This is a genomic window from Defluviimonas aquaemixtae, assembly GCF_900302475.1.
In the GTDB taxonomy this organism is placed as follows: Bacteria; Pseudomonadota; Alphaproteobacteria; order Rhodobacterales; family Rhodobacteraceae; genus Albidovulum; species Albidovulum aquaemixtae.
In genome coordinates this window covers 1-24,040 of record NZ_OMOQ01000008.1, presented here as the reverse complement: position 1 = coordinate 24,040, position 24,040 = coordinate 1, and the positions used below count along the sequence as shown (strand labels likewise).

General features: G+C 61.1%; 22 protein-coding genes and 1 pseudogene. 16 read left to right on the top strand and 7 right to left on the bottom strand.

Annotated elements, in window-relative coordinates; translation table 11 throughout:
• Positions 1-155 precede the first annotated feature (155 nt).
• Entirely contained in the window at positions 156-518 is a 363-nt protein-coding gene (locus tag DEA8626_RS20275; RefSeq protein WP_108855065.1) for a nuclear transport factor 2 family protein, read from the top strand.
• 183 nt (positions 519-701) lie between these two features.
• Here DEA8626_RS20275 and DEA8626_RS20270 read toward each other — a convergent pair whose 3' ends face one another.
• Both DEA8626_RS20270 and nudC read right to left on the bottom strand, forming a co-directional pair.
• Complete coding sequence (locus DEA8626_RS20270) at positions 702-1,175, bottom strand: SRPBCC family protein (protein WP_181366570.1); 474 nt, start codon at positions 1,173-1,175, stop codon at positions 702-704.
• 37 nt (positions 1,176-1,212) lie between these two features.
• Positions 1,213-2,172: an NAD(+) diphosphatase gene (gene nudC, locus DEA8626_RS20265; RefSeq protein ID WP_108855063.1), complete on the bottom strand. Its 960-nt coding sequence runs from the start codon at positions 2,170-2,172 to the stop codon at positions 1,213-1,215.
• Positions 2,173-2,390: 218 nt separating this feature from the next.
• Here nudC and DEA8626_RS20260 point away from each other — a divergent pair, with 218 nt between their 5' ends.
• From DEA8626_RS20260 to iolB, 11 genes are all read left to right on the top strand, one after another.
• Positions 2,391-4,370, top strand: a complete 1,980-nt coding sequence (locus tag DEA8626_RS20260; RefSeq protein ID WP_108855062.1) for a bifunctional 2',3'-cyclic-nucleotide 2'-phosphodiesterase/3'-nucleotidase — start codon at positions 2,391-2,393, stop codon at positions 4,368-4,370.
• A gap of 501 nt (positions 4,371-4,871) precedes the next feature.
• Complete coding sequence (locus tag DEA8626_RS20255) at positions 4,872-5,903, top strand: LacI family DNA-binding transcriptional regulator (RefSeq protein WP_108855061.1); 1,032 nt, start codon at positions 4,872-4,874, stop codon at positions 5,901-5,903.
• 66 nt (positions 5,904-5,969) lie between these two features.
• On the top strand, positions 5,970-6,857 hold the full coding sequence (locus tag DEA8626_RS20250) for a TIM barrel protein (protein WP_245890953.1): 888 nt from the start codon (positions 5,970-5,972) through the stop codon (positions 6,855-6,857).
• A gap of 78 nt (positions 6,858-6,935) precedes the next feature.
• Complete coding sequence (locus DEA8626_RS20245) at positions 6,936-7,880, top strand: sugar ABC transporter substrate-binding protein (RefSeq protein WP_108855059.1); 945 nt, start codon at positions 6,936-6,938, stop codon at positions 7,878-7,880.
• Positions 7,881-7,967: 87 nt separating this feature from the next.
• On the top strand, positions 7,968-9,056 hold the full coding sequence (locus tag DEA8626_RS20240; protein ID WP_108855058.1) for an ABC transporter permease: 1,089 nt from the start codon (positions 7,968-7,970) through the stop codon (positions 9,054-9,056).
• A gap of 26 nt (positions 9,057-9,082) precedes the next feature.
• Positions 9,083-9,901, top strand: coding sequence for an ATP-binding cassette domain-containing protein (locus DEA8626_RS20235; RefSeq protein WP_181366574.1), 819 nt, complete (start codon positions 9,083-9,085; stop codon positions 9,899-9,901).
• Between the two features lie 141 nt (positions 9,902-10,042).
• Positions 10,043-11,047: an inositol 2-dehydrogenase gene (iolG, locus tag DEA8626_RS20230; protein ID WP_108855057.1), complete on the top strand. Its 1,005-nt coding sequence runs from the start codon at positions 10,043-10,045 to the stop codon at positions 11,045-11,047.
• A 2-nt stretch (positions 11,048-11,049) separates the two neighbouring features.
• The gene (locus tag DEA8626_RS20225; protein ID WP_108855056.1) at positions 11,050-12,942 is read left to right on the top strand and encodes a bifunctional 5-dehydro-2-deoxygluconokinase/5-dehydro-2-deoxyphosphogluconate aldolase; all 1,893 of its coding nucleotides are present in this window, start codon (positions 11,050-11,052) and stop codon (positions 12,940-12,942) included.
• 4 nt (positions 12,943-12,946) lie between these two features.
• Positions 12,947-14,776 (top strand): 3D-(3,5/4)-trihydroxycyclohexane-1,2-dione acylhydrolase (decyclizing), encoded by a 1,830-nt coding sequence (gene iolD, locus DEA8626_RS20220; protein ID WP_108855055.1) that lies wholly within the window; start codon positions 12,947-12,949, stop codon positions 14,774-14,776.
• Positions 14,776-15,681, top strand: coding sequence for a myo-inosose-2 dehydratase (gene iolE, locus DEA8626_RS20215; protein WP_108855054.1), 906 nt, complete (start codon positions 14,776-14,778; stop codon positions 15,679-15,681). Before iolD ends, iolE begins: the two co-directional genes overlap by 1 nt.
• Before the next feature lie 11 nt (positions 15,682-15,692).
• Positions 15,693-16,499, top strand: a complete 807-nt coding sequence (gene iolB, locus DEA8626_RS20210) for a 5-deoxy-glucuronate isomerase (protein ID WP_108855053.1) — start codon at positions 15,693-15,695, stop codon at positions 16,497-16,499.
• A gap of 2 nt (positions 16,500-16,501) precedes the next feature.
• Here iolB and DEA8626_RS20205 read toward each other — a convergent pair whose 3' ends face one another.
• Entirely contained in the window at positions 16,502-17,536 is a 1,035-nt protein-coding gene (locus tag DEA8626_RS20205) for a LacI family DNA-binding transcriptional regulator (RefSeq protein WP_108855052.1), read from the bottom strand.
• A 131-nt stretch (positions 17,537-17,667) separates the two neighbouring features.
• Here DEA8626_RS20205 and DEA8626_RS20200 point away from each other — a divergent pair, with 131 nt between their 5' ends.
• From DEA8626_RS20200 to DEA8626_RS20185, 4 genes are read left to right on the top strand one after another with little or no spacing between them, the layout of a single operon-like run.
• Entirely contained in the window at positions 17,668-18,747 is a 1,080-nt protein-coding gene (locus tag DEA8626_RS20200) for a fatty acid desaturase family protein (RefSeq protein ID WP_219929234.1), read from the top strand.
• Positions 18,748-18,769: 22 nt separating this feature from the next.
• Entirely contained in the window at positions 18,770-19,081 is a 312-nt protein-coding gene (locus DEA8626_RS20195; protein WP_108855050.1) for a MocE family 2Fe-2S type ferredoxin, read from the top strand.
• A 1-nt stretch (position 19,082) separates the two neighbouring features.
• Positions 19,083-20,276: an NAD(P)/FAD-dependent oxidoreductase gene (locus DEA8626_RS20190; protein WP_108855049.1), complete on the top strand. Its 1,194-nt coding sequence runs from the start codon at positions 19,083-19,085 to the stop codon at positions 20,274-20,276.
• 16 nt (positions 20,277-20,292) lie between these two features.
• The gene (locus DEA8626_RS20185; RefSeq protein ID WP_108855048.1) at positions 20,293-21,105 is read left to right on the top strand and encodes a 3-methyl-2-oxobutanoate hydroxymethyltransferase; all 813 of its coding nucleotides are present in this window, start codon (positions 20,293-20,295) and stop codon (positions 21,103-21,105) included.
• Between the two features lie 501 nt (positions 21,106-21,606).
• Here the strand turns inward: DEA8626_RS20185 and aroQ are convergent.
• From aroQ to DEA8626_RS20165, 4 genes and pseudogenes are all read right to left on the bottom strand, one after another.
• Positions 21,607-22,047, bottom strand: coding sequence for a type II 3-dehydroquinate dehydratase (gene aroQ, locus DEA8626_RS20180; protein WP_108855047.1), 441 nt, complete (start codon positions 22,045-22,047; stop codon positions 21,607-21,609).
• Positions 22,044-23,120, bottom strand: a complete 1,077-nt coding sequence (locus DEA8626_RS20175) for a 3-carboxy-cis,cis-muconate cycloisomerase (RefSeq protein WP_219929233.1) — start codon at positions 23,118-23,120, stop codon at positions 22,044-22,046. Before DEA8626_RS20175 ends, aroQ begins: the two co-directional genes overlap by 4 nt.
• Entirely contained in the window at positions 23,120-23,899 is a 780-nt protein-coding gene (locus DEA8626_RS20170) for an alpha/beta fold hydrolase (protein WP_108855045.1), read from the bottom strand. The genes DEA8626_RS20175 and DEA8626_RS20170 overlap by 1 nt, the downstream gene beginning before the upstream one ends.
• 14 nt (positions 23,900-23,913) lie before the next feature.
• Positions 23,914-24,040: pseudogene (locus DEA8626_RS20165) on the bottom strand (succinyl-CoA--3-ketoacid-CoA transferase); the annotation flags it as partial.

Here is a 24,040-nt window from a genome sequence, read left to right as displayed (position 1 = left end):
CGGCAGGATCGCGGGACGAAGCGGTCCTTCGGCTTAACACTACTGCTCCAGCGATTGGCGGAGTGTCATTGTGATAAGTTTGCCGCCAATACCCCGATAGCAGACTGAGACATGAGCGCGAGCCATAGCCCGCACCAACACTCCTGAGGTGAACGATGGATGAGGAAGAACGCGCAATACACGCAGTCGTGGAGACCTACGTAGCCGGCTTCAACCGCGGCAACAAACAACTTCTCCTGCACGCATTGCACCCGCGTTTTGTCTCATCGGGGCTCGTTGATGGCAAACTTCAATGGGACAGTGCGGAGGAGTTCGCCTCATTCTGCGCAGAGTCAGCCCCCGACCCGGATGGCCCGGTCCCGGATTGGAAGATGGAAACACTCTTTATATCTGGGCAAACGGCTGTAGTGGTCGTTCGCGACAGATGGGGCAACCGCCAATTCCACGACAGCCTTATCCTGCTAAAGGATAAGGGGCGCTGGCAGATTGTCTTCAAGGCATTTCACGGTCTGGGATAGTGCGTCCGCCCAGGGCTCTGCGCCGCCTTTCGCCGGAACGGCTTCGCTCTCCAAGGCCGTGAACAAGAGTACAAATTTCGCAGAAAGCCCTCATTAAGCCGTTTGTTTTCAATGCAATAACGATGACTCCACGCGTGAAATCCGGTGGATCCGAACCCGCGGAACATCCCGGCGCGCAGCCCCTCAGGACGTCCGCGCGCCGAGGTGTCGCAGTTCCACCTCGGAGGCGAATTTCTGGACACGGGCCTCGAAGCGGCGCGCATAGCTCGCCTTGTTGATCCGCGCCGACTGCAAGAGAAGGCGGGAGGTCAGTCCGCGCGGCCGGATCTCGAACTCCACTCCAAGCCGTGTTCGCGCCTGCGACAGCATGACTAGGCGCAGCTTCAGCTCCATCAGGAAGCCTTTGCTCTCGGCGCTGAACACCATGCCGTTCGGTCGGTCGAACCCGGTCATCTCGCACATAACGCGCCGCATCCTGCCGCGCACAGGCGCGCGAATGCTCCAGCCAAGCCCCGGGGCAACCTCCGCCAAGGGGTCGAGGCGCGCGACGTCCGCGCCGCGCTTGATGGCCGCACGCTCGAACCGCTCGAAATTCGACAGCGCGTCAAAGACCGTATCGGCCGGCGCCTCGATATCCTCTCTCGTCGAGAACTTCACCTGCTCACCTTCGCTGGCCCGGCACTGACTATTGGCCTCAATCCAGCCGGTCCGCAACCCAGTTGGACAGGAGAAACCCCGCGATCGCGCCCGCGCGCGGGGGGCGGAGCGTCGGATGATCGCCGGCGAGCACCTGCGCCACCTCCTCGCGAGTCAGCCATAGCGCGTGTTCAAGCTCGACGGGGTCGAGCGTGATCTCGTGGCTTGTCGCTATCCCTTCGCACCCGATCATGAGCGAGGACGGATAGGGCCACGGCTGGCTCGCGAGGTAGCGCACGGCGCCCACCAGAATTCCGGTCTCTTCGGCCACTTCGCGCCGGACCGCCGCCTCGAGCGTCTCGCCCGGCTCCATGAAGCCGGCAAGGCAGGAAAATATCCCCTCCGGCCAGCCGGGCGACCGGCCGAGAAGCGTGTGGTTGCCGCGCGTGATCAGCATAATGACCACCGGGTCGGTGCGCGGGAAATGCGGCGCGCCGCAGGCTGGGCAGCGGCGCAGCCAGCCGCCATCTGCCACCTCGCTCGGGCTGCCGCAGCACGAGCAGAAAAGGTGATTCTGATGCCAGCCGATCAGCGCCTTCGCCGTCGCCACAAGTTCGGCGTCGCGCGGTCTGAGCGTCGCCATGACGTTGCGCAGCTCGGCGAAGCGATGGTCCTCGGGCAGCTTCGGGTGGTGTTGCTCGGTGGGGTCGAAGAACACGCTATCGACCGGCATCTCGCCCGCCTCGGGTTCCCAGCCAGAGATGTCGGCGGCGAACCGCGCCGCCCCGTTGTCGAGCCCCAGAAACACCTGCGCCTCGCCAGCCGCGGCAAAGACGGGATGCCCGACCGCCAGCCAGCCCGCAGCGCTGCCCGCGATCAGCGGCTTGCCGCGCCAGACCGGTAAGATTCGCGCCTCGTCGGTGCCTAGCAGGGCACGCAGTTCGTCCGGCTTGGGCCGCAGCCAGGCGGCACGGTCGAACCCTGACCCGCCGAACGTCACCGACTCAGCATGCCGCATTCCGCCCCCTTTCGTTGGGGCGAGATGTCGCACGACCGTCCGCACGTTGCAATTCTGGCAACAACGCGCGGCTCGGGTCGGCCATTGATCAACCCAAGGTAGAATTATTTTCAGATGTTGTGATCGGGAGTATAGAAGCGGTCGAATTCAGCCGGTAAGTTCACGCCAATGTCGTGGTAACCTGCCTTCATCCCCCACGGGCATGACGGGAGGCTTCCATGACACGATTGCAGCACCATTCTATTTCTCGCCGGAAGTTTCTGGCGGGCAGCACCGCCGGAGCCTCCTTGATCGCACTTCATCCCTATTCCGCCTTCGCCGCCTCGAACCAGGCGCATCTCAGGATTATGGAAACCACCGACGTTCACGTCCATGTCTTCCCCTACGATTATTACTCCGACAAGGAAATCGACACCGTCGGGCTCGCGCGAACCGCCGCGATCATCGAGGCGATCCGATCCGAGGCCACCAACTCAATGCTCGTCGATAACGGCGACTTCCTTCAGGGCAACCCGATGGGCGACTACATTGCTTATGAACGGGGCATGAAGGACGGCGACACTCACCCCGTCATCCAGGCGATGAACACGCTCAGCTTCGACGCCTCGACGCTCGGAAACCACGAATTCAACTACGGGCTCGACTTCCTGATGAAGTCGCTCGACGGGGCGAACTTCCCCATCGTCTCGGCCAATGTGGTCAAGAAGACGGGCGCGACCCCGCGCGAGGACGAGACGCTCATCAAGCCTTACGTCACCATCGACCGGGAGGTGACGGACGGCGCAGGAAACCCGCACCCGATCCGCGTGGGCCTCATTGGATTCGTGCCGCCGCAGATCATCACCTGGGACCGGCGGCATCTGGAAGGCAAGGTGCAGACCCGCGACATCGTGAAGGCCGCCGAGGCCTGGGTGCCGCAGATGCTGGAGGAAGGCTGCGACATCATCGTCGCGCTCAGCCATTCCGGCATCGCCCAGGCCGAACATTCCGACGGGATGGAGAATGCCTCCGTTCCCCTCGGCCGGGTCGACGGCATCGACGTCCTTCTGACCGGGCACAGCCACCTTGTCTTCCCGTCGCCGACCTATGACGGTTTCGCCGAGGTCGATGTAACCACCGGCACAATCTCCGGCAAGCCCGCTGTCATGGCGGGTTTCTGGGGCTCGCATATGGGGCTCGTCGACCTGCTGCTGGAGCGCGACGGCAACCGCTGGAAAGTGATCAGCCACACCTGCGAGGCCCGGCCGATCTTCCAGCGGGGCGAGGACCGGTCGATCACGCCGCTCGTCGAGAGCGTGCCGGCCGTGCTGGCCTCGGTCCAGAGCGAACACGACGAGACGCTCGACTACATCCGCCGCGCCGTGGGCAAGACTTCGGCGCCGCTCCACAGCTACTTCTCGCTCGTTGCCGACGACCCGTCCGTGCAGATCGTCTCCATCGCCCAGAAATGGTACATCGAGGAGATGATGAAGGGCACCGAATACGAGGGTCTGCCGATCCTCTCGGCAGCGGCGCCTTTCAAGGCCGGGGGCCGGGGCGGGCCGGACTACTACACCGACGTGCCCGCGGGCGACGTGGCGATCAAGAACGTGGCCGACCTCTACCTCTACCCGAACACGATCCGGGCGGTGAAGGTCACGGGGGCCGAACTCAAGGACTGGCTCGAACGCTCTGCGGGCATGTTCAACCAGGTGACGGAGGGCGAGGCCGACCAGGTGCTCCTCAACCCCGACTTTCCGTCCTACAATTTCGACGTGATCGACGGCGTGACCTACGAGATCGACCTCTCTCAGCCCTCGAAATACGGGCCGAAGGGCGAGGATCTGAACCCCGGCGCGAGCCGCATCGTGAACCTCATGCACGACGGCCAGCCCGTCGATCCGGCGGCCGAGTTCATCATCGCGACGAACAACTACCGCGCCTCCGGCGGCGGCGATTTCCCCGGCGCCAAGGGCGATACGATCATCTTCGAGGGCCCCGACACCAACCGCGACATCATCGTGCGCTACATCCACGAACAGGGCACGATCAACCCGACCGCGGATGCCAACTGGCACTTCAAGGCGTTGCCGGGGACGAGTGTGCTCTTCGACACCGGTCCCAAGGCCGCCGAGCTCATCGGCGACGTCAAGGCGGTGACGATCGAGCCCGCCGGCGACGGCCCCGACGGCTTCGCGCGCTTCCGGATCACGCTCTGAGGCGGGCGGCCAGGCGAGGTCCAAGGCAGCGCTGACCTCTTCGGCTCGAAGACCTCGGAAGGCGGCTTCGAGCCCACAGCATCGAATGCTGCGGATTGCACGAATGTCCGCTAATAAAAAAATCGACTATCGTTAGTATCGTTACGCCTACCCAACGATGGCCGGGGTTGATTTGGCTTAATTTCGGCAAGTTGGAAGATTGTGTTTTCGGAATATTAACATGTTGAAATTGCATTCGTACGCACTTCGGGAAATTTCGGCGCTTATTGTCAGGAACACTCTTGAACGGCCCTCGGTTGGTTGAGGCTGAACCCGGTTTGCCTACATCATCCATACGCCTGGCAGGTTTCTTGCGCCGATGCGTCTCACAGTCGCGGTCGTCGAAAATCTTGGTCGGAAGCGTTTCTGCCAGTTCCGAGTGAAGGAGCTGAAGCAATGATTGTCAAAGGCAACCGCGGAAAATAGTCTTGCTGACGATAAATCGTCAATTGGAGAATACACTTGGCGAACAGAGCAACGATCAAAGATGTCGCACGCGAAGCAGGCGTCAGCGTGACGACGGTAGATCGGGCGATCAACGGTCGTGCGACTGTCAGATCGGAAACCTTGAAGAAAATCGCAGACGCAGCACAGCGCGTCGGGTATCACGGTATGGGAACGTTTCGGGATCGGCTCGATCAGTCCGTACCCGAGGTGAACCTGGGATTCGTTCTTCTGAAACAGTCGCAGGAATTCTATCGCAACTTCGCCCAGGAGATTGAGCGTGCAGTCGAGGCGCGCACCGACATCCGCGGCAAGGCCGCTATCCGCTTCTCGTCATCCCAGTCCCCGGCAGAATTTGCAGATCTCTTGACTGAGCTCGGCGAAACCTGTGATGCCATTGCCGGTGCGGCCGTGAACGACCAGAAACTCGACCGGGTCGTTCAGGGTCTTAAAGATAGAAACGTCCCAGTTTTTTCTCTGCTGAACGACTTCGCGCAAGGCATTCGAAAAAACTACGTCGGCTTGAACAACATGAAAGTCGGACGTCTGGCGGCCTGGCTGATCACGAAAACTGTGCACGTACCGGGGAAACTCGCGATATTCGTTGGCGGCAACCGTTGGCATGGGCACGATTTGCGGGAGGTGGGCTTCCGCTCTTTCGTGAGAGAGGCGGGGGCCGGGTTTTCTGTCCTTGATACGCTCGTGAACCTGGAAACACGGCAACTGACTTATGAAGCAACGCTCGATCTGCTTGACCGGCATCCGGACCTGAACGGCATCTATGTGGCCGGCGGCGGCATGGAGGGCGCGATCGCCGCGCTCCGCGAACGGCATTCGGAGCCGAAGGTTGCTTTGATTGTCAACGAGTTGACGGCCGATAGCCGTGCGGCGCTGATCGACGGCTACGCGATCATGGCTATCGCCACGCCATTGCCCGAGCTCTGCAAGGATCTCGTTGACATGATGATCGCGGCCATTGGCCAGGCGAACGACGGGGTGTCCGGACAGTATTTTCTCGAACCGCGGTTGTATCTGCCTGAAATTCTTTGATGACGTTAAAACGTCATTCTGCGGTCAGTAATGCGTCATGGATGACGCCATTTACACCTCGATGGATTGACTGAATCTGAGTTACAGCGCAAACGTGCAGCCAATCGCCGGTCAGAACATCCGGCGAGGGAGGGCAAAATGCAGACAGCGCTAAACCATATGACCGTGCCCAATATCGGGTACGTGGCATTTCTCGATCTTGCCGCGAAGCTTGGCTGCGTTGGGGTCGAGGTGCGCAATGACATCGCCCACGCCTTATTCGATGACCTGAATCCAGCCGAGGCAGGACGCATTGCATCCGACAAGGGGCTTCGCCTGGTCGGGCTGAGCCAAGTCTATCCATTCAACGACTGGACCGCAGAGCGTAAAGTTGCGGTCGAGGCGCTGATCGCAACTGCCAAAGCCTCCGGTGCCGAAACGATCAGCCTCATACCGCGCAACGATGGCACGGCGCTTGGGAATGGCGAGCGGCAGGCGAACCTGCGGATCGCTCTCAAGGGCGTGCTTCCGCTCCTGCAGGACGCGGAAATGACTGCGCTTGTCGAACCCCTGGGATTTCAGCGCTCTTCACTACGGTCGAAGACCGAACTTGTAGACATGATTGCCTCAATCGGGGGCCAGGGCCATTTCAAGATCGTCCACGACACCTTCCACCACGCGCTGGCCGATGGTGGTCCGATCTATCCCGAGATGACCGGCATCGTGCACATTTCCGGCGTTGTCGATCCGACGCTGTCTGTGGGGCAGATGGAAGACGAGCATCGTGTTCTCGTCGACGAGAAGGACCGGCTTGGAAACATCGAACAGATCGCAGCTTTGCTGGCAGCCGGGTACGACGGTCCGATCTCTTACGAATGTTTTTCGCCTGAAATGCATCAGCACGCCGATCCCTATTCGGAAATCAAGCGCTCGTTCGACTTCATTTCCTCGCAAATTCAGGCGCACGCCGTTTAAGGTGAGGAGCAACCGCCCCGTGGCGGGGCTTCCGGCAAGGGAATTGGTGCGCCGGACACCGACAGAGGGAGGAACCCAATGAAAAAGACTCTGACCGCGGCCGCGCTCGCGTCGCTACTGTCCACCAGTGCCATGGCCGAAACAATCGGCGTGTCGATGGCGCTCTTTGACGACAACTTCCTGACCGTTCTTCGTAACGGAATCCAGGAACTGGCCGAGGGAATGGACGATGTCGAGGTCCAGATCGAGGACGCCCAGAACGACGTGGCGCGCCAGCTCGACCAGATCAACAACTTCGTTGCCTCCGGCGTCGACGCGATCATCGTCAATCCGGTGGACACGTCTGCCACCGAAGCGATGACTGCAGCTGCTGAAGCGGCTGGCGTTCCGTTAGTCTACGTGAACCGCGAGCCGATCAATGTCGACACGCTGCCCGACAACCAAGCATTCGTGGCCTCGGATGAGCGCGAATCCGGCACGCTCGAGACCATCGAGATCTGCGATATCCTCGCAGCCAACGGTACCGATCCGGCGCGCGTCTACGTCATGATGGGTGAACTGTCGAACCAGGCTGCCGTTCAGCGGACGCAGGACATCGACGACGTCATCGCCAATGGTCAGTGTGCCGTCCAAATCGAGGAGATCGACCGTCAGACGGCGAACTGGTCCCGCGAACAGGCGACCAGCCTGATGACCAACTGGCTGTCCTCCGGTCAGCAGTTTGACGCTGTCATCGCCAACAACGACGAGATGGCCATCGGAGCCATTCAGGCTATGAAGGCCGCCGGTATCTCTATGGACGATGTCGTGGTCGGCGGCATTGACGCAACGCAGGATGCCTTGTCCGCGATGCAGGCCGGCGAACTCGACGTCACTGTCTTCCAGAACGCCGCGGGTCAGGGCTCGGGAGCGCTAGACGCGGCGCTGAAGCTCGCACGCGGCGAAGAAGTGGATCAGAAGGTATACATCCCGTTCGAACTCGTGACGCCGGCCAACATCGACGACTACCTCGCGAAGAACTGACTTGCGCGTGGTATACGATTGCGGGAGCGGCGCTAGATGCGCCGCTCCCGCAAGAAGAACTAGGCGATCTTCTGGGAGGAGACGGAAATGGCTGATCAGGCATCGCATGGGATAGGCGGGCTCACGTTCGACAAGTCGAAGCGCGCCTTGCCCAATGAGTTCAACGTCTTTCTCGCATTGGTTCTCATCATTCTCCTGTTCGAGGCATTGGGACAGATCCTGCCGTACATGAACGGCCAGAGCATGCTGTTCGATTTTAACGAAGCGCGCGATGGCACGATCCTGAACATGGCCCGGATCAAGATCATCATTCTGCAGGTCGCGATCATCGGGATCATTTCACTCGGCGTCACACAAGTGATCATCTCGGGCGGCATCGACTTGTCGTCCGGACCGCTCGTCGGGGCGACAGCGATGATCGTTATGTCTTTTGCCCAGACCGAATTGGTCAACGGCAATCCGAACCCGAAGGCCGTATTTGGTCTGTGGGCGATGGACTTACCAGTCATCGTGCCACTGATCGTCGGTCTCTTATTCGGGGCCTTGATCGGGTCGATCAACGGGTTTTTCATCGCCTTTGCGCGTATCCCGCCCTTCATCGCCACGCTAGGCATGTTCTTGATCTGCCGCGGCATTTCGCAGTGGTGGACCAAGGGCCAGCCAGTGTCCTTCCCAACGCCTGAATACGCTTGGATCGGGACTGGCATGATGCCCGTCGTATGGTTCATCGGACTGGCGATCCTGCTGCACCTGATCATGCGCTATACGGTTTACGGGAAGCACACCTATGCCATTGGTTCCAACGAAGAAGCCGCGCGGATGTCGGGTATCAATGTCCGCCGCCACAAGATCCTCGTCTACATGATCGCCTCGATGCTGGCCGCCTTTGCCGCAATCGTGCTGAGCTCGAAAAACCTGACGGCGCAGGCGGGCATGGGGCAGTTCTATGAACTCTATGCCATCGCCATGGCAGTGATCGGCGGGGTCAGCCTAACCGGCGGGCGCGGCTCGATCATCGGCACCGTCCTGGGAGCCATGGTCTTTGGTGTCATTCAGTCCGGGTTCACGTTCGTCAAGCTCGACGCATTTTACCAGTTGATGGCGATGGGCGCGATCATCATCGGGGCGGTGGTCCTCGACCAGTGGCGCCAACAGCGCGCGGCCGCGAAGGCCTGAGGGAGGAAACCGACATGGCAAGCGATATGCAGACCAATATCTCGGGGGCCAGCGCACCGAACTCGGATGCCGCCTTGGGGGATATCATCCTCGAGACAAGGGACCTGACCAAGCACTACGGGGGCGTGCATGCGCTCGAAGGCGCCAACTTCACGCTCCGCAAGGGCGAACACGTCGCGATCATGGGTGACAACGGGGCTGGGAAATCGACCTTCGTTCGGCAGATTACCGGGGTTGAACAGCGGACCCGCGGCGAGATCATCTTCGACGGCAAACCGGTGCACTTCGCCGGCCCGCTCGAAGCCCGCAACGCCGGGATCGAGACTGTTTTCCAGACCCTCGCTCTGGCCGACCAACTCGACGTGCCGGACAACCTCTTCTTGGGCCGCGAGATCATCAAATGGAAGCTCGGGCCCTTCTCGGTGCTCGACTACAAGGCGATGAGGCAGCGGACACTCGATGCACTCGAGAAAACCGGCGTAAAGATTCCCAACATCCGCGGCACGATCGAGCGGATGTCGGGCGGTCAGCGGCAGTGCGTGGCAATCGCGAGGACGGCGACGTTCCACTCGAAACTGACGATCATGGACGAACCGACCGCGGCGCTCGGGGTCCAGGAGACCGCGCAGGTCGAGAACATCGTCCGGACTCTCAAGGAAGCGGGCGAACCGCTGATCCTGGTCAGCCACAACATGCGGCAGGTCATGGATCTGGTGGACCGCATCGTTGTGTTCCGGCGGGGACGGATCTGCGCCAACCTGAAGAAAGAAGAGACCAACGGCGAAGACGTCGTGGCTTACATCACTGGCGCCAAGACCCAGCCGGAATACGAGGAGGCCGCGTGACGCCGGGAGTTCCTATCCAAGCCAACGATTAGACTCTGCGAGCGCTATAGCTCCTCCCAAAGCGGCCGGCGTGTCTCCCTCCGTCGGCTGCTGACGGAACAGATGTGGCCAAACGCCCCCCCCACTAAAACGGAGGACAATATGACGGTAAATTTTGCAATCCTGGGCGCTGGTCGCATCGGTCAGGTTCACGCAAAGGCGGTGACTTCCACGCCGGGTGCCCATCTCGTCGCCATCGCTGACCCGGTGACGGAGACTGCGAAGAAAGTGGCCGACACCTATGGCTGCGACATCCGCAGCATCGAAGAGATAGCGGCGAGCGAGGACGTCGATGCTGTGGCAATCTGTACGCCGACCCCTACACACGCCGACCTGATTGAGCAGTTCGCGAAGGCCGGCAAGGCGGTCTTCTGCGAGAAGCCGGTCGACCTGAGCCTTGCCCGCGTGAAAGCCTGTCTGAAGACCGTAGAGGCGGAGGCGGCGATCCTTATGGTTGGATTCCAGCGCCGTTTCGATCCCGATTTCATGGCGCTCAAGCAGACGATCGACGTCGGCCGCATCGGCGACGTTGAGATGATCACGCTGACGAGCCGCGACCCCGGGCCGCCGCCCTATGAGTACATCAAGGTCTCGGGCGGCATATTCCGCGATATGACGATCCACGATTTCGACGTCGCGCGCTGGCTGCTCGGCGAAGAGGTCGACACGGTTCAGGCCGCGGCGTCGGTCCTCACCGACCCCAAAATCGGTGACTTGGGCGATTTCGACAGCATCAACGTCATCCTGACTACCGCCAGCGGTAAGCAGTGCACGATCACCAACACGCGTCGTGCCGCATACGGGTACGACCAGCGCATTGAAGTGCTGGGTTCGAAGGGTTCGGTATCTGCCGAAAACCATCGCGAAGCGAATATCGAGATCGCGGATGACAAGGGATATCTGCGCCCGCCGCTCCTCAACTTCTTCATGTCGCGCTATGAAAATGCCTATGCCAACGAGATCGCGGCTTTCGTGGATGCTGTATCGAACCGGGCTCCGACGCCGACCACCGGCCAGGATGGCTTGATGGCGCTCGCCTTGGCCGACGCCGCGCTGAAATCGGTCGAAGATGGACGTGCAATCAAACTTTCCGAAGTCCTTGGCTAGTCATGGCGAAAACTCTCGATCTCATCACCATTGGCCGATCTTCGGTGGATCTCTATGGCGTGCAGATTGGCGGGCGCCTGGAAGACATGCGGTCCTTCGACAAGTACATCGGCGGCAGCCCGACAAATACGGCGTGCGGCACTGCGCGGCTGGGATTGAGAGCCGCAGTCATCACCGGCGTCGGCGACGAGCACATGGGCCGGTTCATCCGTGAAGAACTTGAACGCGAAGGCGTGGACACGCGCGGCGTCAAGACTGACCCCGAGCGACTTACCGCGCTGGTGCTTTTGGGCATCCGAGATCAGGAAAGGTTCCCGCTGATCTTCTACCGGGAAAACTGCGCCGACATGGGCCTGACGGCAGATGATATTGACCCGAACTTCATCCGCGAGGCGCGCGCCGTCGTCGCCTCCGGGACGCACCTGTCGCATCCTGACGTAGAGGCGGCGACGCTCAAGGCGCTGGAGATTGCGCGTGGGGCGGGCATACAGACCACACTCGATATCGACTATCGCCCGAACCTCTGGGGCGTCTCCGGGCACGGGGAAGGCGAAAGCCGCTTTGTTGAAAGTGCCAAGGTCACCGAGAAACTGCAGTCCACGCTGCACTACTTCGACCTGATCGTGGGAACCGAAGAGGAATTCCACATCGCCGGCGGGGCTACCGACACGATCGCCGCGCTTCGCGCTGTGCGCGCTGTCACTGACGCCACGCTCGTATGCAAACGCGGTGCGAAGGGCGCTGTTGCCATCACAGGCGACGTGCCAGACAACCTTGACGATGCCGAGGCCGGCCCGGGCTTCCCGATCGAAGTCTTCAACGTTTTGGGCGCCGGCGACGGCTTCATGGCGGGGCTGCTCAAAGGCTGGCTCGATGGAGAGGATTGGCCGACTGCGCTGAAATACGCAAACGCCTGCGGAGCTTTCGCCGTGTCACGCCACGGCTGCACGCCGGCATATCCAAGCTGGGATGAACTGCAATTCTTCTTAGAGCGGGGCATCAAGCGCCCGGATCTGAGGAACGACGAAGCGCTCGAACAGATTCATTGGGCGACGAACCGGAATATCGACTGGCCCGAGGTTCGCATCTTCGCCTTCGATCACCGTGTGCAGCTGGAGGAGATCGATGGCGCGACGCCTGAGATGATCGGCCGGTTCAAGGAACTCTGCCTCGACGCCGTTCAAAGCGTCGCCGCCGGCAAGCCGGGGCACGGTCTACTCTGTGACGGGCGTCTCGGACGCGATGCACTCTACAAGACGGCCGGCACCGGCCTCTGGGTGGGGCGTCCGGTGGAATGGCCGGGCTCGCGGCCGCTGATGCTCGAGCCCGAGATTGGACCTGATTTCGGCGGGCTGGCAGAATGGCCGCGCGATCAGGTGGTCAAGGTACTTTGTTTCTGCCACCCCGACGATGATGCGGCGACTTGGGCCGATCAGGAGGCGACGATCGTCAGACTTTTCAACGCCTGTCGTCGAAACCGCCTGGAGTTTCTGCTTGAGGTCATCCCTTCGAAGGTCGGTAATGTGGAGGACAACACGACCGCCAAAGTCATCCAGCGTTTCTACGACAACAGCGTCTATCCCGACTGGTGGAAGCTTGAGCCGATGCTGACATCGCGGGCGTGGCAACTCACCTGCGACACGATCGAAAAAAACGATCCCAATACGCGAGGCATCGTGATCCTTGGGCTTGGTGAGAGCGAAGACAAGCTCGCCGCCAGCTTCGACGCGGCCGCACAATATCCACTGGTGAAAGGGTTCGCTTTAGGGCGGACGATCTTCGCCGGTTCCGCCGAGGCGTGGATGACCGGCCGAATGACCGACGCAGACGCTGTTGCGCAAATGGCCGAGAACTACGCGCGGCTCTGCGCCGCGTGGGACAAGTCAAGGGGATAGGAAGATGGGCAAGACGATCCGGCTTACGGCGGCACAGGCTCTTGTGCGCTACCTGACGGCGCAACTGACCGAGGACGGCGATCCGTTCATCGCGGGCGTCTGGGCAATCTTTGGGCACGGCAACGTGGCAGGACTGGGTGAGGCGCTACATGCCTCGCGGGATGCGATCCAGACATATCGTGGTCACAACGAACAGACGATGGCGCACGCAGCGATCGCCTATTCCAAGCAGTTGCGTCGCAGGCGTGCCATGGCGGTGACCTCGTCGATCGGGCCGGGGGCAACGAACATGGTCACTGCGGCGGCGCTGGCCCATGTGAACCGGCTTCCGGTCCTGTTGTTGCCCGGCGACGTATTCGCAAACCGTGGCCCCGACCCGGTGTTGCAACAAATCGAGGATTTCGGCGACGGCACGGTCAGTGCCAACGACGTCTTCAAACCGGTCAGCCGTTATTTCGACCGCATCACGCGCCCCGAGCAATTGTTGACCGCGCTGCCGCGGGCCTTCCGGACGATGACCGACCCGGCCGATTGCGGTCCGGTGACGCTGGCCTTCTGCCAGGACGTGCAGGCTGAAGCCTATGACTATGCGGTCAGCTTCTTCGACCCGCGAACCTGGTACCAGCGCCGACTCCGGCCCGAACACCACGAGCTGCACCGCGCGGCGGCGACGATCCGGGCGGCCAGTCGCCCGATGATCGTGGCCGGCGGCGGCGTGCACTACTCCGATGCGACCGAGGAGCTGCAAAGTTTCGCCGAAACCCACAACATTCGCGTCGCCGAGACGCAGGCCGGCAAGTCGGCGCTTCCCTGGGATCATCCGCTGAACCTCGGGCCCATCGGCGTGACGGGGGGCGAGCCAGCCAATACCGTCGCCGCGGAGGCTGACGTGGTGATTGGCATCGGCACACGCTTCCAGGACTTCACGACCGGCTCTTGGGGCCTTTTCGCCAACCCCGAACGCCGGCTCGTCAGCCTGAACGTGCAGGCCTACGACGCGGAAAAGCACGGCGCCATGCCAATCCTGTCGGATGCGAAAACCGGCCTTGCAGATCTTTCCGATGCCTTGGACGCTCTGCGCTTCGATGCCGATGCTGTCGAGCTGAAGTCCGAGTGGTTCGCGCGGGTCGATCCCCTAACCTCCGCGCCCGAGGGCAACGAATTGCCGACCGACATGCAGGTGGTCGGCGCCGTGCAACGCGCGGCGAACGAAAACACCGTCGTTATGTGCGCCGCCGGCACCATGCCGGGCGAGTTGCACAAGCTGTGGAAGGCGGGCCGGCCTGGCTCCTACCACATGGAGTATGGCTTCTCCTGCATGGGCTACGAGATCGCCGGGGCGATGGGCATCAAGATGGCCGAGCCCGAGAGAGACGTGATCTGCTTCACCGGCGATGGCACCTACATGATGGCCAATTCCGAGCTGGCGACAGCGGCGATGATGGGCATCTCCTTTACCGTGGTCGTCACCGACAACAGAGGATATGGGTGCATCAACCGGCTTCAGATGGGCACCGGCGGGGCTGAGTTCAACAATCTGCTGGATCACACGATTCACGCGCAGCCCTCGGCCATCGACTTTGCCAAGCACGCCGGAGCGATGGGGGCGACCAGCGTCAAGGTCTGCTCGATTGTCGAACTGGAAGACGCGCTCGCCAGACGCGACGGCGTCAGGGGGCCATATGTCATCGTCATTGATACCGACCCTTACCCATCGACTGAGTACGGTGGCACATGGTGGGACGTTGGCTTGCCGGAGGTCTCGGAACGGGCAGAGGTAAACAAGGCCCGTGCCGATTATGTCGAACACAAGAAAACACAGAGGGCAGACTGATGGGCGTCAAAATCGGTATCTCCCTGATTGCTTGGCAGAACGACGACCTGCCGGAACTGACCTGGGAGTACACGACCGAAGGCGCAATGGAGGATGCGGCGCGTATCGGCTATGCGGGGGTCGAGCGGGGCCGCCGCATGCCTGCCGATACCGAGGGCCTGCGCGCCTATCTCGACCGTTATGGCGTGTCTCTGTGTGGTGGCTGGTGTTCTGGAAACCTCATGCTCGCCCCAGCAGACGAGGAGTTTGGCGCAATCCGCCAGCAGGTCGAACAATTCGTGGCGTTGAACGCTCCCTGCATCGTCTATGCGGAATGCTCCAACACCGTCCAGGGCATGATGAACACGCCCGTCAGCCAGCGCCCGAAGCTGAGCCGGGACGAGGTGACGGGCTATGCCGCCAAGCTGTCCGAACTTGCCAAACGTGTCTCGGACACGGGGATGGTGCTGGCCTATCACCACCACATGGGCGCGATGGTTCAGGATGCTGAGGACATCGACTGGCTGATGGAGGGATCGTCACCGGAGGTCACCCTGCTCTATGACACGGGGCATTTGCATTTTGCAGGGGCTGACCCGGCTGCCGTCCTCGATAAGTGGGGGAACCGCGTGAGCCACGTGCATTTCAAGACCGTCCGTCAGTCGGTTCTGGACAGGATCCATGCCGAGAACGGCAGCTTTCTCGATGCGGTGGCAGGCGGGGTGTTCTCGGTGCCGGGAGATGCCGACGGTTGTATTGATTTCCAGGCGATCACCGACCTTCTGAAGGCACAGGACTACGACGGCTGGATAGTGGTCGAGGCCGAACAGGACCCCGCCAAAGCTCCTCCGTTTGAGTATTCCAAGCTCGGATATGAACATATCCGTGAAATCTGTGGCCGCTCCGGCCTGGCGATTGAAGATTGAGGACTGACGTCATGCCCGATCTTCTCAGAAAGCCCTTCGGAGCCCATGGCAAGGTCCATGAGATCACGCCCGAAAACGCAGGCTGGCGTTACGTCGGCTTCTCGCTCTACCGGCTGCGGAAGGGCGAGGCGGTGGGCGAGGCGACGCGTGACCGCGAGGTCATCCTAGTGATGGTGGAGGGCAAGGCGGCGTTCACCGGCGCGGGCAAGGACTGGGGCGTTCTCGGCGCGCGCATGGACGTCTTCGAGAGGACGCCGCCGCATTGCCTCTATTTGCCCAACGGCACAGAGTGGGAGGCGAAGGCCGAGACCGATTGCGTCCTCGCCGTCTGCTCTGCGCCAGGCAAGGGCGGCCACGAAGCGCGCCGCATCGGGCCCGACGGCATCACCCTGACCGAGCGCGGCAAGGGCACAAACACGCGGCACATCAACAACATCGCGATGGAGGCGGAGGATTACGCCGACAGCCTCCTCGTCACTGAGGTTTTCACGCCTGCGGGCCACTGGTCGTCCTATCCGAGCCACCGCCATGACGAGGACGACTTTCCGCGCATCACCTATCTGGAAGAAACCTACTACCACCGGCTGAACCCGGCTTCGGGCTTCGGCGTCCAGCGGGTCTACACCGACGACGGGCGGCTCGACGAGACCATGGCGGTCGCCGACGGCGACGTGGTGCTCGTCCCGCGCGGGCACCATCCCTGCGGCGCGCCCTACGGGTTCGAGATGTACTATCTCAACGTCATGGCCGGCCCCCTGCGCAAGTGGCGCTTCGTGCCCGCGCCGGAGGTGGATTGGATCATGGAAAGAGACAAGTAGGATTAGAGAGACTCGGGCACGAGAAGCTGCGGGGTGAGATAATGCTGGCCCGATGTTTCACTGGGCCCGCTTCGCGCTGCCTCGATCATCAAGCTGACTAGGTATCGACAGATGTCAGGGAGCGGCGTCGCGATCGCAAGGCTGACATATCGGTCTGAGAGCGCCTTGCGGCTCTCGTTTGTAAGTTCGTTGACGACCAGCGCTACCTTGCCGGGCGGTCTCACCTCTCTTAACGCGGCGATAGCGCCTTCCATGCCACCGCCCGCGACGTAGATTCCACGAAGATCGGGATGGCGGTCGACGAGATCGAGCGTCGCCTCGTAGGTGACCTGCCGCGTCTCCAAGTTCACGATGGCATCCAGAAGCTGGAGGTGTGGAGCGTAGTCTCTGAGATAGCTTCTAAGACCCGTCTCTCGCAGAATATGACCGTGCCAGCGGTTCCCGCCGATGAAGACGGCGACCTTGCCCGGCTCACGAACCTGCGTTGCGATCATCCACCCGGCGATACGACCGACCTTGACATTGTCGAGGCCGACATAGCTTTGCTGCACGCCCGACGCGGCATCATTAAGGAGCGAGAACACCGGCTTACCATCGTCCTGCAAGGCGCGGATCGTTTGCGACAGCGTGGGGTGGTTGATGGCGGACGTCGCAAGCACTTCGGCCGACTTGGAGGCTTCAACGAGTTCGGCGGCGAACTCGGATGGCGCTTGAGACGAAGAGAACCTGATTTCACACCGTCCGCGAACCTCGGCACGGTTCTTGACGGCGATCTCGAGTTCGCTGGCGAAATTGCGATAAAACTCCTGGGACGGCTTGTGCAGGACAATGCCCAATCTGACAACCGGCCGCGCAGCATCGAGCTTGATGGCGTCCAGCTTCTTCGTCGGATACCCGATGTCTTCAGCAGCGGCGAGCACGCGCTCGACCATTGTGGCACGAACGTTCGGGCGCTCGTTGAGAACGCGGTCAACGGTGGCCACACCGACCCCCGCAGCCTCTGCCAGATCCTTCAAAGTGGGGCGACGTGTCTTCATTCCAAAGCTGAGGTATTCACATCATCATAGGCTGATTAATGATGTATTTTGATGCGAAAAGCAATGCCGAGTATTGAGAGCATCGCTGGTCTCAATGTATCTCACAGGAGATGATACTCCGGGAGGAGACCATGACGAAGCGCGACTATTCACTGCTCGGTCCGGATGCCGAGCGTGCCGTCGAGACGGGGCTGGCGACCGCCGAGTGGTATCACACCGACATTCCTCGCAAAGAGATGAAGGCGCTGATGCAGCGCTCGGACCAACCCGCAATCCGGGATGCTGTCATCCTGTTTGGGTCAATGATCCTGATTGCGGGAATTGGCATCGCGCTCTGGCCGTCTTGGTGGTCGGCTCCGTTCTGGCTGGCTTACGGCGTGCTCTACGGTTCGGCGATGGACAGCCGGTGGCACGAATGCGGGCATGGCACCGCCTTCAAGACGCCGTTGATGAACAACGTGATCTATCAGATCGCGTCCTTCTGCATGATCCGCAACCCGGTCACGTGGCGCTGGAGCCATGCGCGGCATCACACCGACACGATCATCGTCGGCCGTGATCCCGAGATTGTCGCGATGCGGCCGCCGGCATTGTTCCGCATCTTCCTGAACTTCTTCGGCATCGTCGATGCGTTGAACGGCTGGATGCGTATGATCATGAACGCCGCTGGTCATCTCGATTCCGAAGAGGCGACCTTCATCCCCGAGCAGGAACAGCACAAAGTCATCGGCGTGGCGCGCGTCTGGGTGCTGATCTACCTCGCGACCATCGTGCTCGCCGTCGCAATGCATTCGATCCTGCCGCTTATGGTGATTGGTTTGCCGCGGCTCTATGGCGCCTGGCACCATGTGATGACCGGGATCATGCAGCACGCAGGCCTTGCTGAAAACGTGCTCGACCACCGGCTGAACAGTCGCACAGTCTACGTCAACCCGATCAGCCGCTTCATCTACTGGAACATGAACTATCACGTCGAGCACCACATGTTCCCGATGGTGCCCTATCACCGGCTTCCGGAGTTGCACGAGAAGATCAAGCACGACCTGCCGGCGCCGAATACCTCGATCCTCGATGCCTATCGGGAAATCTGGCCCGCTCTGAAGCGGCAGCTTCGCTACGAGGATTTTTTCGTCAAGCGTGAACTGCCCGGATCGGCGCGTCCCTATCGGGAAGACTTGCATGAACAGGCGCTTAGCGTCCCGGCCGAATAGCTATACAGGGGAGGACAACAGTATGGCTGAGTGGATCGATGCCTGCGGAATGGACGATGTGGATGAAGAGGACCTGATACGCTTCGACCACGGCGATCGCACCTTCGCGATCTATAGAAGTCCGAACGATGAGTTTTTTTGTACGGACGGGCTCTGCACCCACGAACAGGTGCATCTCGAAGACGGTCTGGTGATGGACTACGTGATCGAATGCCCAAAGCATAACGGGCAGTTCGACTATCGCACCGGCGAGGCGAAGCGCGCGCCGGTCTGTGTCAATCTGAACACTTATCCGGTCAAGGTCGAAGGCGACCGCGTATTTATCGAGATCTGACATGGCGGGGATCGCCATCATCGGCGCCGGTGAATGCGGGATACGCGCTGCGTTTGCGGCACGAGACGCGGGATACGAGGGTGCAATCTCCGTGATCGGTGATGAGCCCGTACCGCCTTATGAAAGACCGCCACTTTCGAAACCCGACGAGACCGGTGCAATTGAGAAACCCATTACCAACCCGGAGGCGTTGGCCGAGAAGGCGATCAACCTTCAAACCGGTATTTCCGTTACCCAACTGGATCGCGCTGAACGCAAGGTGCGGCTCTCGGACGGAACGTCGATGCCTTACGAGAAAATGCTCCTCGCGACAGGTGCGCGGCCGCGAGCCTTGAGTTGCCCTGGCGGAGAGAACGCGAAGGTCCTACGGACGGTCGCGGACGCCCGGACCACATATCGTGCAGCGGCTTCGGGTACGCGCGTTGTCATCGTGGGTGCCGGGCTCATCGGGCTGGAGCTCGCGGCGCTTCTCTCTGCGCGCGGCGCAGGGGTTACGGTTCTCGAAGCCGGTCCACGTCCGCTTGGGCGGAATGTCCCGCGCGGCTTGGTTGCTGCACTGGCGAACCGGCATCGCGAACAGGGCGTCCAGATCATCTGTGACGCCAGCGTCGTGCTATGTGCCGAGAACACGGTGGTACTGGACAAGGAGCGGATATTCGAGGCCGATCTTATCGTGGCCGCTATTGGAGTAGTGCCTAGCGTCGAACTAGCCGAAGCGGCGGGACTGAGCGTGCAGAACGGAATATGTGTCGATGACAGCCTCGTGACGGATGACCCGTTGATCTACGCCGCAGGCGACTGTGCTTCTGTGAAGACATCCGGTGGCACGTACCGACGGTATGAAACCTGGCAAAACGCGCGGGCGCAGGGCGAGATGGCAGGACGAAATCTTGCCGGTAGCGACGCGCAGTTCGATGTACCGATCTGGTTCTGGTCAGATCAGTACGATCTGGGACGCCAGGGGGTCGGCAATACGTCAGGGGATCCGTCAGCGATCCGTGCGCTCGGAAACCAAGCCCAGATCCTGTTTTTTCTGGACGGACAAGACAGGCTTAACGGGGCGGCGGGTCTCGGCCCGGGGAATACCGTGGCGAAAGACATCAAGATTGCGCAACGGCTAATCGGATCCGAAATCAACCCGGCGCTCTTGTCGGATCCGTCGCACAACATGAAGAAACTGCTCCGGGCGGCCTGAGCGATGCGGAGGAAGAATGGGACACTATCACAAGCGGCCGACGGTCGCGGACATCCGCGCGCTCAAAGGCAAGCGCACGCTTTCCATGCTCTATGTCGATACCCTGGACGAGGCCGCGGCCGCGGCCGAGGCCGGCATCGACATGCTGTCGATCATCGACCCGGTGTGGACACCCGAGATGCGCGAAGCGGCAGGCAATTGTTTTGTCCAGGTCGGCCTTCTCTATGGGGAATTGGTCACCCAGGAAGATTACCAGCGCGCCGCGCATCGCGCGATGCAGGTTGGCGGCGATTGCGTCTATTGCGCCTCGTCGCTCAGTACGATCAAAGCCTTGTCGGATGATGGAATTCCGGTAGTGAGCCATGTTGGATTGATTCCGTCGAAGGCCACCTGGACCGGCGGGTTCAAGGCGGTTGGAAAAACGGCCGAGAGCGCGCTCGAGGTCTTCAGGCACGTGAAGGCGCTTGAAGACATAGGATGTTTTGGGGCCGAGCTAGAGGTTGTGCCCGACCGTGTCGCTGCCGAGATCGCCAAGCGGACCAAGCTGGTTCTTCTCGGGATGGGGGCCGGTCCTCATGCCGATGCGCAGTATCTATTTGCCGAGGACGTGCTGGGATACACGCGCGGTCACAAACCGCGTCATGCCAAGACGTATCGCGATTTCCGAAGCGAATTGGACCGGCTTCAGAAAGAACGCATCGGCGCATTCAAAGAGTTCGACGCGGATGTAAAACGCGGGGCCTATCCCGCGTCAGAGCACTCAGTACCCATCTCCGACGAGGAGCTTGAGCGATTTGTGTCTCAACAATCAGAGGATGACAAACGCTGAGCGCACTTTGGTGGCTACTGGATAGTCGTGCTTGCAGCAAAATGGGGTTCGCTCCTTGCGAACCATATTGTCGTGCCATTACGCGACTGCCTGAACACGGCGAGCCATGTGTGATGAAGGGCTGCAATCTGCGGTGAAGAAGACCTTGATACAGTGGATTTTGGTAGCCGCTCCGTCCCGCGTGTCGTTTGTAAGAACTGACCGCAGCGAAGGGTCGGCTTGGAATCAGCCGGATGCGGCGCGATTGAACGACCGGTCTAGGGACATCCCCTGCGTTGCCGAAACGACGGCGCTGCAAGCACGACGGTTTTCTGCGCAAGCAATAGCCGCAACTGCACAAGCCCGCTTAGTCCGCGCAGCGGACCTAGCTGGCCTCGCGCATGGAGCGTATGGCCGGTTTGGCAAAGCTGCACCGCAAATGAACGGGCGTAATGCGCGTGACGCGAACGATATGGCTATTATGTCCGGCACCTAATGTCCAAGCGACGAGCGATTTCAAATCTAGGTTCTCACAAATGTCGCGAGAGCACGGATCGCCGCAGCGTAGCCTTCAACACCAAGCCCAGCGATCACGCCTTTCGCCACACCCGAGACATAGGAATGGTGCCGGAACGGCTCGCGCCGATGGATGTTCGAGATGTGGACCTCGATGATCGGGAAGTCGCACGCCGTCAGTGCATCGCGAATTGCCACGCAGGTATGCGTATAAGCTGCCGGGTTTATCACGATCGCGCAGGCTGCCTCGCGGGCTAGCTGAACGAGGTCGACAATGTCCCCTTCATGATTTGTCTGGTGGAACGCAATATTGAAACCCAACTCATTCCCGACCTTCAGGCATAGCTGTTCGATGTCCGCCAACGTTTCGAGGCCGTAGATCTCTGGTTGCTGCGTTCCGAGCATGTTCAAGTTCGGACCGTTGATGACGAAAATCGTCCGTGTCACTGATGATTGCTCCCGTCATTGCTTCGTCCGACGCGAACGATTTGTCGGCAGAGTTCGGAAGCCGCCTCAAGGCTGCGCGCTGTCGCGAGAGCCATCTGGGGCACGATCATCCATTCGAGCGACCAAGCTGCGCCCGACCGCTCCTGCTCATGGACCAGCGCGTGATGTATGCCGGAGACCTGAACCGCATTGAACCGGGCCAGCGTCACAAGAAGCTCGGCGAGAATGGGGTTCTGTTTGTGGGGCATGGCGGAAGATCCGCCACCATCCGCCAGATCGATTTCGTCCACACCCTGTTGCGCCATCAGGCAGATATCCTGACCCATCTTGCCCAGCGTACCGGTGATCAACGACAGATGACCTGCATATTCCGCGATCCCGTCACGCCTCGCGTGCCATGATCTCGGTGGGTTGCCGAGGTGAAGGGCGTCTGCGAGAAACTCCGCGATGGCGAAACTCTTGCCGCCGGTTGCCGCGCGATTTCCTGCCGCGCCGCCGAACTGCAGCAACTCAACGCGATCGCGTACCTGCTCGAGGCGCCGGAGATGATCGGCAAGCGGCATCTGCCAAATCACGATGCGGTCGGCCGCGGCAATAGGCAGCGCCGCCTGCATTCTTGTGCGGCCCATCAGGGCGTTGTCACCAAACCGCTTGGTAAGATCGCCCAACCCCTGAGACAGCCGCTCGATGCGTGCCGTGAATAGATCGCTCATCTCACGCAGCGTCAGCGCCAGCGCCGTGTCGATCACATCCTGAGAGGTGGCGCCACGGTGTACCGCATGGGCATTCGCGCCCGCCGCAGCCTTCAACTGCACGATGAGCGCGGGTACGGGCAGTCCGTCACGCGCCGAACCCCTGCGGAGAGCCGGCAGGTCCGGCGCAAAGCCACCAATCGCCTTGGCCGCAGCGTGGGCAATGTCCGAAGGCACGATACCGACGTGGCCGAGCGCCTGCGCCCATGCCTTCTCGAACGCGAGCATGTGGCGCATTTGCCTCTCGGGCGACCAGATTGCCGAGGCCTCGTCGTCGCCAAAGAGGCCACCTAACCAAGGATGTTCAAAAACGTTTGTCATCAAAGCCGCCCGTGAAGGACCGAGAGGTGTCGCGCTACCATCTCCGGCGCTTCGATGCAGGGTAAATGCCCGACACCGTCGAGAAGATTGTAGTCGGCTCCTTGGATCAGGTCTGCAAGCTTCCGGACCGTCGCAGGCGGCGTCGCCAGATCGTCGGATCCTTCGACACAGATTGTCGACAGCTTCAGACTTGCGGATGTCGCGACAAAGTCTGAATCGCGGATCGCAGCGCAGATGCCGGCATATCCGCCGGCGGGAGTGCGGGTCAGTATGTTGCGATAGACGACTTCTGCCGGCCAATCCCGATGAAAATCCGGCGAAAACCATCGCTCAAGAATCGATTCGGCGAGGCTTGCGATACCGGTCTCACCGACCGCCGCGATCCGCGCATTCCAGCCGGCCGCATCGTCGATCCGGGCACCGGTATTGCATAGCATCAATCCGGATATGAGGTCAGGACGGGCTGCGGCCAGCCCTTGCGCAATCATCCCGCCGACGAATATGCCGCAGATTAGCGCCGATTTCAGCCCGAGCGTGTCCATGAGGTCCGCGACATCGACGATATGCGCGTCCAAGCTGATCGGCCCCTCGTCAGAGAGTTCTTGGCCGCGCTTGTCCATCCGCAAGGAGGGAATGTCCGGGTTCACGCGGTTCACTACGCCATCCCAGATGCGGAAATCCGTGCCGAGGGAATTCAGGAACGCGATCGGAGTCACGGATTCCAAGCGCGGCGAGAACCGGTAGTGGAGCGTCACGTCGCGCGGCTTGGAAAACTGCATACTACGCGTCGCCTTCAGACAATCGTCGCCTCGGTTGCGGCACGGAGTTCGTCTTCGCTGACGCCCTCGGCGGTCTCGACGATCTTCAGGCCGCCCTCGACCACGTCGAGGACGCCGAGATTGGTGATGATCCGGTCGACG